Below are 12784 nucleotides of genomic sequence, written 5' to 3'. Positions count from 1 at the left end.
AAATGAAAAGGATTCACTTAATTGCAACAGCACAAGTGCAACTAACTAACTCAAACTATACTTGAAAACCTGGTCATTGACCAGGTTTTTTTATGCATTTAATTTATTCCAGCAATCCCACACTACAACACCAACACTAACCGAAATATTCAAAGAATGCTTTGTTCCAAACTGAGGTATTTCTAAAATTTCATCACTTGCGGAAACAACATTTTGTGCAACCCCTTTCACTTCGTTACCAAAAATAAGAACCTGTTTTTTATCTTTCGCGGGTGAATAATTATTTAATTGAGTAGCATTCTCTGCTTGTTCAACCGATATAACGTGACAACCTTCATTTTTTAGCTTTTCCACTAAATCAATGGTCTCAGGCACATACTCCCAATCTACACTTTCAGTGGCACCCAAAGCGGTCTTATGAATATCTTTATGAGGTGGTTTTGCCGTAATACCGCACAGATAAATTTTTTCGACCAAAAAAGCATCTGCTGTTCTAAATACTGAACCAATATTATTTAAGCTACGAATATTGTCCAAAACAATAATTATCGGAGTTTTACCGGCAAGTTTAAACTCCGCAACATCTTTTCTATCTAGCTCCTCATTTCGTAATTTCCTCATGCTTTAATTTAAATTTCTATAGACAATTCAATATGATAAACTTATCGGCAAATATCAACAATGATTTAAAATCCATGGATAAAATCATACTTTCGTGAGGGTGCAAAATTAATGAGATAAAGATAAAGTGGCGGATAAAAGCAAGACAAAAAAGGTAACACCTTTAATGAAGCAGTATAATACCATCAAGACTAAATATCCTGATGCATTATTACTTTTTAGAGTAGGTGATTTTTATGAAACCTTTGGTGAAGACGCTGTTAAAGCTTCTCGCATTTTAGGAATCATTCTTACTAGCAGAAATAATGGTGGTGAACGAACCGAATTAGCGGGTTTTCCTCATCATTCATTAAACACCTATTTACCTAAATTAGTAAAGTCAGGTCTACGTGTTGCCATTTGTGATCAGCTCGAAGACCCTAAACAAACCAAAACCATTGTCAAAAGAGGTGTTACTGAATTGGTAACCCCTGGGGTAGCAATGAATGACGACATACTTCATTCAAAAACTAATAATTTTCTTTGCGCAATTCACTTTGGAAGAAAGAAAATTGGAATTTCTTTAGTTGACATATCTACAGGCGAATTTTTAACCTCGGAAGGTGGTGAAGAACAAATTGATAAATTACTACAGAATTTTTCTCCGAATGAGATTTTAATTTCTAAAGCTCATAAAAAAGAGTTCACTGAAGTTTTTGGTAAAAATTATCATCTATTTCATTTAGAGGATTGGGTTTTTCAAGAAGATTATGCCCTAGAAAATCTTACTTCACATTTTAACACTAAAACCTTAAAAGGATTTGGTGTTGATCATTTGAATTGTGGTGTTATTGCATCTGGTGTGATATTACATTACTTAGGTGAGACGCAACATCGTCAATTACAGCACATTTCGAAATTACAGCGAATTGCCGAAGATGATTATATATGGATGGATAGGTTTACCATCAAAAATTTAGAACTATACCATTCTACGAATGCAAATGCGGTAACACTTTTAGATGTAATCGACAAGACCATTTCACCAATGGGCGGCCGTATGATTAAAAGATGGCTAGCCTTACCCTTAAAAAATCTTGAGAAGATTAAAAGAAGACAACAAATAGTTTCATTTTTATATAAGGAGGAAGTAGTTCTTGAAAAATTTCAGCACCACATTAAACAGATGGGTGATTTAGAACGCTTAATTTCTAAAGTAGCTACAGGCAAAGTCAACCCTAAAGAAGTTGTTCAGCTTAAAAACTCATTAGAAGCTTTAATACCGGTTAAACAACTAGCAACAGCTTCTAAAAATGAATCTTTAGCATTAACAGGTAATCAAATACAATCTTGTGACCTGCTAAGAGCAAAAATAAAAGAAATGCTTAGCGAAGAAGCACCTGTCAATATTTTAAAAGGTAGCACTATCGCAAAAGGTTTTTCTGAAGAATTAGATGAGCTTAGAGGATTAGCGACCTCGGGTAAAAATTATTTAAACAGCATGTTAGAAAGAGAGACTGCCGCAACTGGCATAAGCTCACTAAAAATAGCATCTAACAATGTCTTTGGGTATTATATCGAAGTAAGAAACACCCATAAAGATAAAGTGCCAGATACCTGGATACGCAAACAGACCTTAGTTAATGCTGAACGTTATATTACTGATGAGCTAAAAGAGTATGAAGCAAAAATACTAGGGGCAGAAGATCGTATTTCAAGTTTAGAACAACAACTATTTTCACAATTGGTAGTTTGGATGCAAGAATATATTGCCCCAGTACAAAACAACGCATATCTTATCGCACAACTTGATTGCCTTTGCGGATTCGCCCAGTTGGCAAAAGAAAATGCTTATAACTGTCCAGACCTTAACGATTCTACCGATTTACAGATTAAAGATGGAAGACACCCTGTTATTGAAAAACAATTGCCTTTAGGGGAACAATATATTACCAATGACCTAGAGTTAGACCGATCAAACCAGCAGTTCATAATGATTACTGGGCCGAATATGAGTGGTAAATCCGCATTATTAAGGCAAACCGCGTTAATTGTGCTACTTGCTCAAATGGGAAGTTTTGTACCGGCTGAAAGTGCCAAAATAGGTGTTGTAGATAAAATATTCACCCGTGTTGGCGCTAGTGATAATATTTCGATGGGAGAATCTACGTTTATGGTTGAAATGAACGAAACCGCATCAATACTTAATAACCTTTCTGATCGCAGTCTTGTTCTACTAGATGAAATCGGCAGAGGCACCAGTACTTATGACGGTATTTCAATAGCCTGGGCCATTTCAGAGTACTTACATGAACACCCGGCCAGGGCAAAAACAATGTTCGCAACACATTATCACGAACTTAATGAGATGACCAACACCTTTAATCGCATTAAGAATTTTAATGTTTCTATAAAAGAATTGAAAGATACTGTTCTCTTTCTTCGAAAATTGGTGCCTGGTGGTAGTGAGCATAGCTTCGGTATTCATGTTGCGAAAATGGCAGGTATGCCACAACAAGTAATACAAAAGGCAAATAAAATTTTAAAGAAGCTAGAAAATAAGCACGTTAACGAAGAAATTGGTGACCAGCTTAAAACTACTTCTAATGAAATGCAATTGAGTTTTTTTAATTTAGATGACCCTTTATTAGAAGAAATAAAGGAAGAAATCACTCATTTAGACATTGATACCCTTACTCCAGTAGAGGCTTTAATGAAGTTAAATGAGATTAAAAGGCTGTTAACCAAGGACAAGAAGGCAACCTCTTAATTTTTTTTATTCTTTTGCTTAAAATTACTTTGGTTTTTACAGAATTGTATTAAATTTGCACCCGCATCTTTTAAGAGATGCACGTTCATTAAAATTGCGAAAGTAGCTCAGGGGTAGAGCATCACCTTGCCAAGGTGGAGGTCGCGGGTTCGAATCCCGTTTTTCGCTCAGAAAATGTTGTTAATCAGCATTTTTTATTCAAATGCCAAATATGCTCGAGTGGTGGAATTGGTAGACACGCCGGACTTAAAATCCTGTGCTCTTTGGGGCGTGCGGGTTCAAGTCCCGCCTCGAGTACCAAAACCCTTGTTAATCTTATGATTTTCAAGGGTTTTTTATTTATAATTATGTACTATAAATGTACGGTAACTACGCGAAAAAATTTCGAGGTTTTTATTTATATATTTGTTGGTATATAAAATAACACCTAGAGTGGAAATAAATGATTTTTCAATAGTTGATTTGTTTTGCGGGGTTGGGGGACTTGCCCATGGCTTAGTGAAAGAAGGATTTATAGTGGATGCAGGAATTGATTTTGATAAAACTTGCGAATATGCATTTGAGAAAAACAATAATGCTAAATTTTACCATAGAGATATTACTACATTAACTAGCAATGAACTGCAATCTGTTTATAAGGGGGATAAAAGAAAAATCTTAGTAGGTTGCGCTCCATGTCAACCATTTTCTATCTACAATCGGAAAGGAGTAAAGGATAATGAGGATAGTTCTAAAAATGAAAAATGGAAACTATTGTATTCATTTGCTAAGTTAGTTGATGAAACTGAGCCTGAAATTGTGTCTATGGAAAACGTACCTCTCCTACTAAAATTTAATGGAGGTAAAGTTTTTACTGATTTCAAATCAAAACTGGAGGGTAAAGGGTATAAAGTTTCTTGGTACATTGTAAATGCGCAAGATTATGGTGTCCCACAAAGAAGGAAAAGACTAGTTTTGTTTGGCTCTAAATATGGTAAAATTGATTTAATAGACAAAACAGTTTGTAATAATCAATATGTAACTGTAAAAGAAGCTATTGGTCATTTACCACCTGTAGAAGATGGTGTCCCACATCCCAATGACCAACTCCATAGAGCTAGAAAGCTTACCCCTTTAAATAAGAAAAGAATTCAAGCAACAAAACCAGGAGGAAATTGGAATGATTGGGATGAAAGCTTAATATTAGAGTGCCATAAAAAGGAAAGTGGCAAAGGTTTCAAAAGTGTATATGGTAGAATGAAGTGGGATGAAGTAGCACCTACGATGACAACATATTGTATTGGACTGAGTAATGGTAGGTTTGGTCATCCTGAACAGGACAGAGCAATAACTTTAAGAGAAGCTGCATTAATTCAAAGTTTTCCCCAAAATTATGATTTTATTGACCCTAATAGTCAAATGTCCAATGCTGCTATCGCAAGACAAATTGGAAATGCTGTTCCTGTAGGACTAGGGATAGCTATTGCTCAAAGTATAAAAAATCATATTGAACAGATTGAAAACAACTAATAATATAGAAGAAGTTAACCAATCATTAAAATGGAGAGTAGACGTTAACGCGTTTCGCCTTTTAGGAAGGGAACTTATCACTGATAGAATTACTGCAGTATTTGAGTTGGTAAAAAATTCTTATGATGCTAATGCCGAAACAGTAACAGTTTCCTTTTTTGATATAGCAGAAAACCCTAGTAATGGTCAAATCATTATTAGTGATAATGGAACAGGAATGTCTTTTAAAGATATTCAAGATAAGTGGATGGTGGTAGGCACCAATAGTAAACGTGCCCAACTTTATTCTGACCCACCATATAAGAGAAAGTTTGTAGGTGAAAAAGGAGTGGGACGATTTGCAGTGGATAAACTTGGTGAGCGCGTTCAAATTAAAACTAAGCAATTAGGAGATGAAAATTGGCTTTGTGTAAATATAAATTGGGATGAGTATGAAAAGCTTTCTGAGGATTCTAATGAGGGACAACTTTCATTATTTACAGATGTAGAAAACAAGTACAATTATGAGCCTGCTTCTAAAAATGAAAAAGGAACTAAAATTGTTATCACAAATATTTATGATATTTGGACTACAAATGATTTGGAACGGTTATATAAAGAATTATCAAAGCTTGTTTCTCCTTTTTATCCTGTCAACCCTCCTTTTGATATTTTTATCCATTCTAATGATTTTTCTACATATAGCAACAGATTTGTAGAAGCTGACCCTGTTAAATATTATTCGCATTATGCTGAAATTGAATTTAATGAAGCAAAGGGGATGCAAGAATCTTTAATATTTAATAACGATACAGGTTTAATTAATAAAACTTTAATTCCGAAACAAATTTTCGGAAAAGTCAAGTTGAAAATATACCACTTTAATGAGAGTGCTAAGAGAAAATATAGAGCGGCTTATAAAAATGATGATACTCGTATTGATGGAATTAAAATTTATAGAGATGGCATAATAGCTACCCCTTTCGCCGAATATGAAGAGGCACTTGATAAAAAAAGAGATATTCTAGGATTAGACAAAAGACGTTATAGCGGTGCTTTTGATACAGTAGGAACAAGGGAGGTTATAGGCATATTAGATATAACTAAAAAAGATAATCCACTAATAATTGACGCCACAAATAGGCAAAATTTTATAGATAATGCAGAGTATAGAAAATTAAAGGAGTTTATAATCAAACAACTTTCAGCATTTGAAGATTTAAAAAAACACGAAAGAATAATTAAAAGAAGTGATGTAGAAAATAAGTTAATTGATGCAAGTTCGGATGTAAAAACCTTTGAAAAGGAATTACAGAAAATTGAGAAAGCAATTGAAAAAACCAACCCAAAAGCTAAGGAAAATATAGTTCGATTAAAGGAACAAGCAAAAGGATTACATCAAGCGATAAGCAAAGGCATTTCAGAACAGAAAAAGTTTCAAAAGGAAGTTGAACGAAAAGAAAAAATATTATATCGTATTGTTTCAATGCAGGAGTTTGCAACCTTAATTACCCATGCAGTAAGAACTTCTATAGCTAAAGTGAAACACTTAGGGGAATTTTTTAAGCTCAATTATCCAAATCCAAAATTAGATAAATATTTCAAACAATATGCTGTTTTAATTTACACGGAAATGGAAGCACTGTTATCTGTTACAGATTTTATGCTAAATTTTGCAAATGTTGACCCTTCAAATTACGAAGAATTTAATGTATCAAAACTTATTACATCTTTACTTAAAGACCAGTATCAAAAAGTATTTAAAAAAGAAGGGATTGATTTAGAAGTTGATATTAAAGATGACTTCGTAATAGAAACAAATAAAAATGCTTTTCAAGATATTTTTCAAAATTTAGTTTCAAATTCTATAAAAGCTCTTAAAGATACTCAAGACAAAAAAATTAAATGTACTGGATTTTTGAATACAGATAGTTTTATAATTTATTTTTCTGATAACGGCTATGGTTTAGATATGGATGATAAAGAATGGATTTTTGGTCTTTATAATACTAGAACTGCAGAACAAGGAGGAGCTGGTGTTGGCTTATATATTGTAGAGAAACAAATACTGGCACTTAACGGAAAAATTGAAGTTATTGAGAATGAATTTAAACCAACAGGTGCTACTTTTAAAATAACTATTCCATTTAATAATAAATAAAAAATGAATCAATTAGTTCCAACTAAAATTGTGGTTATTCACGATGACATTTTTGATGAAGAAAATAATACTTCCCCGATAATGGTTAGTTTGAAGATGAAGTATGGCGAATCTAATGTGATATTATTTAGACATTCCCAAGTAGGCTTGGATTATGTGTTAAATAATCTTGGTAAAAAAATGGTTGTTTTGCTGGATAGGAATTTTCATGATGGAAAAGAAATTGATGGTATTGAGGTTTTTGAAAAAATTAGAGAAGAAACCTCATTAGTGTATGTTATATTAGTTACCGTTAGTAAAATTTCAGAAATCGATGGTGAGGTATTAAAGAAATTAATAAATAAAGACCTTTTCAAACTTGAAAGTTTTACAGCAGATTATAGTAAAATAGTTAATCTCATTGATGAAGCTGTTAAAGTTCTTGATGTAAGAGTAGACGCTGTTATTGAAGAATGGATAGTTAGACATCCAATCGAAAAAAGAGACCAAGTAATTCTCAAAACTAAAGACGGTAGTACTTATACAATGAATGAATTACTTGAAAGCATAAGAAAGCAAACAGATATAGGTATAACGTTTGAAAAAAATTTATTAAAACTAGCTATTGAATTATTCAGTAGACAAAAATTAAAATTGGATGATTAATTTAATTGTCAGTTATGATGACAATGATGTATTGTTAGGTGATTACTTTAATCTCAGTTATCAAGATATTACTACCTATTTCTCAGCAATTAGCGATGTTACAATATTCCCTATAAGAGGTTTAGACTGTACAGAAGTAAATGTCATCAATTTAATTGGATCCTTAAATCATGATAAATTTGGTTTTATAGGATTATCTCATGGAAATGAATCTCAATTATTAACTGATAATGAATCATTTGTAGATATTGAAAACGTAGCTCATTTTAAGAAATCTTTGTTTTATACACCTGCTTGTGATACCGGTATTAAATTAGGAGATAAAATAGTTGATGATGGTTGTTATGCCTTTATAGGATGTATTAATGAAACTTGTGTAACCTTTGAAGAATTTAATCACATCTATATTGAATGTGAAAACTATTGTATTAAAGAATTTTTAGGTACAGACATCACAATTAAAGAAGCGTTTCAAAATATGTTGAATTTTTTTGATGACAAAATCATTGAACTCCTTGACCAAAACGATGATGAAATATTAGTTGCAATGGAATTAATTGGCAATAAAGATAGTTTCGTTCTGTTAGGCAATGAAAATCTAGTTAAACAAGATTTAAAATAATATTGCTTTAAATTCTACTATAAGTATTGCAAATTATTGGATTACAAAACTAAAGACACAACATGATTTTCATAGCTTTTTCCGTATTTAGTAACTAAACAAATTTCTCACTTCTAAAAATATACTTGTACCTTAAGACAATTTCAAATAAGATTATTAAAACTAAATATTATCATTTAACATAGAAAAACAATTAAGTTACTCCGACGGGTTTCTTTATGCACTGCAATATGTTGCGCTCTTCATTTTAGATTTGGTTTACACGGATTTGAAGTCCTGTTATAAAATATGTTATATCTAATCGTTAATATGAACTAAAAAAATAAATACCACTATACCACAAAGCCAATATTTGAAGAGCTTACTCGTTTTTTTATAACAATAACTAACAACTAAATAACAGTATAAAAAATGAGGGCAACTAAAGACAACACTACCCTCTTATCACAAACCACTAATCTTTCGACTTATTATAAAGCATAATAATTAAGCTACCACTTCTTTTTACCATATTCCCTTTGATTTTCTAGGGTTTTTTATTAAATCTATTTTTTATAATTAACCTATGACTTTTTAAATCAATAGAACTCAAAGCCATTCGGTATTTCTTACCTTTAAACTTGACTTTATTACATGCTAAGAAAAATTATTAAAATTTTAGGTGCGTTAGGTCTAGCACTTGTACTAGTGATTTTGGCCTGCAATTTTATTATTTCAAACACTACTGAAGACAAAACGTATTCTGACATTAACGCAATACCTACAAACAGAGTAGGACTCATATTAGGCACATCTAGCCGAACATCAAATGGCTCGTCCAACCCTTACTACACGCACCGTATAGACGCTACGATAACGCTTTACAAAGCACATAAAATTAAATTTATATTGGTTAGTGGTGATAATGGCACCATCTATTACAATGAGCCAGATACGATTAAAAAAGATTTAATCAAGGCAGGTATACCAGAACACGTTATTTTCTTAGACTATGCCGGCTTTCGAACCTTAGATTCTATGGTTCGTGCAAAATTTATTTTTGGCCTGGATAACGTTACTGTAATATCACAGAAATTCCATAACGAAAGGGCTATATATATAGCCAAACAAAAAGGGTTAAACGCAATTGGCTTTAATGCCCAAGACTTATCCACATCTCAAGGGATGAAGGTACAACTAAGGGAATATTTCGCTCGCGTGAAGGTATTTATAGACGTCCTACTAAATACACAACCTAAATTCTATGGAGATCCAATACAAATTAAATAGTTTAAATTTATAGGAACCAACTAATCCTATAAACTGTGTCAAAAACAAAAACTCTACTAAGAAATTTAGGCCCAGGATTGTTATTTGCTAGTATGGCTATAGGAACTTCCCATTTAGTTCTATCCACAAAGGCTGGCGCACAATATGGTTGGATGATGATTATCCCCATAATATTAGCTGATATTTTAAAATATCCATTTTTTGAATTTGGAGTGCGCTATACTAGTGCCACCAATAAAACCTTAATAGAAGGCTATCTAAACCGCGGTAAAAGCTATCTGTGGTTTTACGCAGGCATTACATTGTTTTCGACTTTCACCATTTTAGCTGCCTTATATACAGTTACAGCTGGCTTGTTAATAAACCTATTTGATATCAACACTAGTTCGATTGCAACTGTCGCCCTTTGGCTTTTTATACTTATAACCGTTATTCTAATTTTTGGAAAATACAAGTTCTTAGAAATCAGTCTAAAATTCGTGGTTAGTATTCTTTTTATTGCATTAGTAATCACAACAGCATTAGTAATACTACAAGGTCCTGTTGCTCATGTTCCCGATTTTAAACCTACCCCTATTTTCAACGAGGTTGGTATTCTTTTTTTAATTGGTTTAATGGGCTGGATGCCTACAGCGGTCGAAGCCTCAAGCTGGGTAAGTCTATGGAGTATTGAGAAATGGAAAAATCAAGAGAAACCAAGTTTAAAAGAATCACTACAAGAGTTCAATATTGGGTACGGAATCACTGCTGTACTAGCGGTTTTATTTATGATTATTGGTTGGTTCACACTCTATGGCACAAACATACAATTAAGTGATAATGCCGTTAATTTTGCCGACCAAGTAGTCTTATTGTTTACCCAACATATTGGGTCATGGGCTTACATATTTATAGCTATTTCTGCATTTGCTACTATGTTCAGTACATGTATGACCGCTCATGATGCTATAACCAGAGTTAGTTTGGACATAATAGCCCTTTTAGAACCCGAATTGAAATTTAATAATACCAAACTGGCATTTGCCATTGGAGTGAGTCTTCTAGCTATTATTAACTTTATAGTAATTGCTGCTTTTGGCGCAAATATGGGTAAGCTGGTTGCTTTAGCAACCTTCGTTTCTTTTATAGCGGCACCACTAATCGGTTATATGAATTTAAGAAATGTGACGAGTAAAGACCTTGACCCAAAATATTGGCCGAGTAAGAACTTGAAATTATTAACCTATATAGGAATAGTCTTTTTGACTTGTTTTTCTCTTTACTATTTTTATATAGTAATTTTTTAATTAGAGTACTTAAACTTATGGATTAACCACAACAAATAAAGTACGTTCATTTTGCTTGTGAAGAAAATCTAGGCAATAGGCCCCATTTGTACAATTATTCTTTATCATCTCTTCTCCATAACCTATTGCATCAACAATATTATTTGAAGTCAGACCATTTTTCAGTAAATAATCCTTTATAACACTGGATCTATCTTGTGATAGTTTCTTATTATATGAATTACTACCTCTGCTATCTGTATATGTTTCGATCTTTAATTTTAATTGAGGAAAACGCAACACCGCATCAACAACTTTTTTCAATTCTGTTTCTACCTGAGCATTTAAACCTGCCTTTCCTTTATCAAAATAAAACTTGTCAAGTTTCAATATAGTTTTCCCTTCACTTTCTAAAACTAAATCTTCCAACTTCGCAAGTCCTAAAACATAGGTACTGGTTTGAATCTCTTCCATACCTTCTTCTGAATAAGAAGTAGAGAAAATAGAATAACCATCCTTTACAGCCTGAATAGTCACTTGTTTTTGCCACGGAATTTCAATTCTAAAATCACCTTCAACCGTAGAATTCACCTCCTTTAACAATACACCCTCATGATTTAATAACCTAACTTGTACTTCCCCTAGACCAACCTTTTTCTTAAGATTAACAACCTTTCCTCTTAAAGAAAATGTCTTTAACCCTGGCGCATTCTTTAATGAAAAACTATAAAGATCATCACCACCTTTACCACCTTTTCTATTTGATGCAAAATAGCCAGACCAATCTTTATTTTCATTTTCTTTTATAATAAATCCGAAATCATCTTTTGTGGAATTTATGCCTTCTCCTAAATTTACCGGTATGGTAAAAGAATCAGAACTAATAATATTTGACTTATAAACATCCATACCGCCAAGTCCGTAAAAAACATCTGAAGAAAAATACAGACTTCCATCAAAAATAAACGGAGATATTTCATTGCCTGGAGAATTTATTCTTGGTCCAAGATTAACTGGCGCAGACATTATTTGACCGTTATTGGTATACACATAGTATAAATCTGTACCACCATAACTATCATCGAAATTGGCAGCAAAATATAACCTTTCTGACTTGTCATCAAAATATGGATAATAAAAAGATGTACTTAGGTCTTTTAATATAAATCTAAATCGGCCACTATCAGTTAATGTTCCAATTGCCAATGCATTCTTACCATTTTCATCGTAACTCAGTTCTTCATCTTCGGTATTCGACAAAATGTAGAAAAATGTAGCTAATTTATCAGAGTAAAATGGCGTTGATTTATGAAATTTTGTCTCAGGTATTTCACTAAAAACGGCTACATCTACCAAGTTATTATCTGATGTCAACCTCGCAGAGTAAATATCTAAATAAGAATCTCCTGTGGGTTCATATACGCTTTTTGATTTCTGTACTCTACTACTACTAAAAAGTAAACCATTCTTATAAAAAGCCGGTGAAAAGTCACCTTGCGGGCTATTAATAGCCGTTTCTTTAATTAAACTATTATCGTTTGAAGCAGGAATATCTAAAAGGCTGTAATTGAACTCTGCATTCTCTAAAAGCTCAGGAGACAACATAGCTGCTTTTGACCTTAAAAAGGTCTTTACTCTATCTCTTTCAGAGTTTTTAGATAAACTTTGCAACATTTTATTAAATCGGTTAACCGACATAATAGTATCGTTCTTATTTACCTCTAAATAGAGTTCTGAAGCATCATCAAACGCACCTGTATTAAAATAAGAGTCCGCAAGATTTAATAACTGGTGATTTGTTAACGGATTCTTCTCCATTTCAATTTTATACTGCGCTATTGCTTTTTGATATTGATAGCCATAATATAGATTATCAGCTTTGGATTTTTTATCCTGCGCCGAAACCATCAATGGAACAAAAACTAGTAATATTATGATTAATTTAACTCTCATGTTCGTGCACT

At 32.7% G+C, this 12784-nt stretch carries 9 protein-coding genes and 2 tRNA genes; 9 read left to right on the top strand and 2 right to left on the bottom strand.

Annotated features, from left to right (window positions below):
- Positions 1 to 90: 90 nt before the first annotated feature.
- Entirely contained in the window at positions 91 to 621 is a 531-nt protein-coding gene (locus tag AAC084_RS07120; RefSeq protein WP_339838812.1) for an RNA methyltransferase, read from the bottom strand.
- A 166-nt stretch (positions 622 to 787) separates the two neighbouring features.
- On the opposite strand from AAC084_RS07120, the gene mutS reads away from it, so the two are divergent.
- The 9 genes from mutS (at position 788) to AAC084_RS07075 (ending at position 10841) form a co-directional block, all read left to right on the top strand.
- Positions 788 to 3370: a DNA mismatch repair protein MutS gene (gene mutS / locus AAC084_RS07115; RefSeq protein ID WP_339838810.1), complete on the top strand. Its 2583-nt coding sequence runs from the start codon at positions 788 to 790 to the stop codon at positions 3368 to 3370.
- Positions 3371 to 3466: 96 nt separating this feature from the next.
- Positions 3467 to 3538 (top strand) — tRNA-Gly (locus AAC084_RS07110).
- A gap of 45 nt (positions 3539 to 3583) precedes the next feature.
- A tRNA-Leu gene (locus AAC084_RS07105) sits at positions 3584 to 3670 on the top strand.
- A gap of 132 nt (positions 3671 to 3802) precedes the next feature.
- Positions 3803 to 4879 carry a DNA (cytosine-5-)-methyltransferase gene (gene dcm / locus AAC084_RS07100; protein WP_339838809.1) on the top strand — a complete coding sequence of 359 codons (1077 nt, stop codon included), beginning with the start codon at positions 3803 to 3805 and terminating at the stop codon, positions 4877 to 4879.
- Positions 4866 to 7019: a sensor histidine kinase gene (locus tag AAC084_RS07095; protein ID WP_339838806.1), complete on the top strand. Its 2154-nt coding sequence runs from the start codon at positions 4866 to 4868 to the stop codon at positions 7017 to 7019. Before dcm ends, AAC084_RS07095 begins: the two co-directional genes overlap by 14 nt.
- Before the next feature lie 3 nt (positions 7020 to 7022).
- Positions 7023 to 7664, top strand: a complete 642-nt coding sequence (locus AAC084_RS07090; protein ID WP_339838803.1) for a hypothetical protein — start codon at positions 7023 to 7025, stop codon at positions 7662 to 7664.
- Entirely contained in the window at positions 7657 to 8286 is a 630-nt protein-coding gene (locus AAC084_RS07085; protein WP_339838800.1) for a hypothetical protein, read from the top strand. Before AAC084_RS07090 ends, AAC084_RS07085 begins: the two co-directional genes overlap by 8 nt.
- Positions 8287 to 8919: 633 nt before the next feature.
- Positions 8920 to 9555 (top strand): ElyC/SanA/YdcF family protein, encoded by a 636-nt coding sequence (locus AAC084_RS07080; RefSeq protein ID WP_339838797.1) that lies wholly within the window; start codon positions 8920 to 8922, stop codon positions 9553 to 9555.
- Positions 9556 to 9590: 35 nt separating this feature from the next.
- Positions 9591 to 10841 (top strand): divalent metal cation transporter, encoded by a 1251-nt coding sequence (locus AAC084_RS07075; protein ID WP_339838794.1) that lies wholly within the window; start codon positions 9591 to 9593, stop codon positions 10839 to 10841.
- A gap of 15 nt (positions 10842 to 10856) precedes the next feature.
- Here AAC084_RS07075 and AAC084_RS07070 read toward each other — a convergent pair whose 3' ends face one another.
- Positions 10857 to 12773 (bottom strand): OmpA family protein, encoded by a 1917-nt coding sequence (locus AAC084_RS07070; RefSeq protein WP_339838792.1) that lies wholly within the window; start codon positions 12771 to 12773, stop codon positions 10857 to 10859.
- Positions 12774 to 12784 lie beyond the last annotated feature (11 nt).

This window comes from uncultured Maribacter sp. (assembly GCF_963977385.1).
GTDB lineage: Bacteria > Bacteroidota > Bacteroidia > Flavobacteriales > Flavobacteriaceae > Maribacter.
Note: the sequence above shows the minus strand (reverse complement) of the source record. Positions and strands in the feature narration are given on the sequence as shown.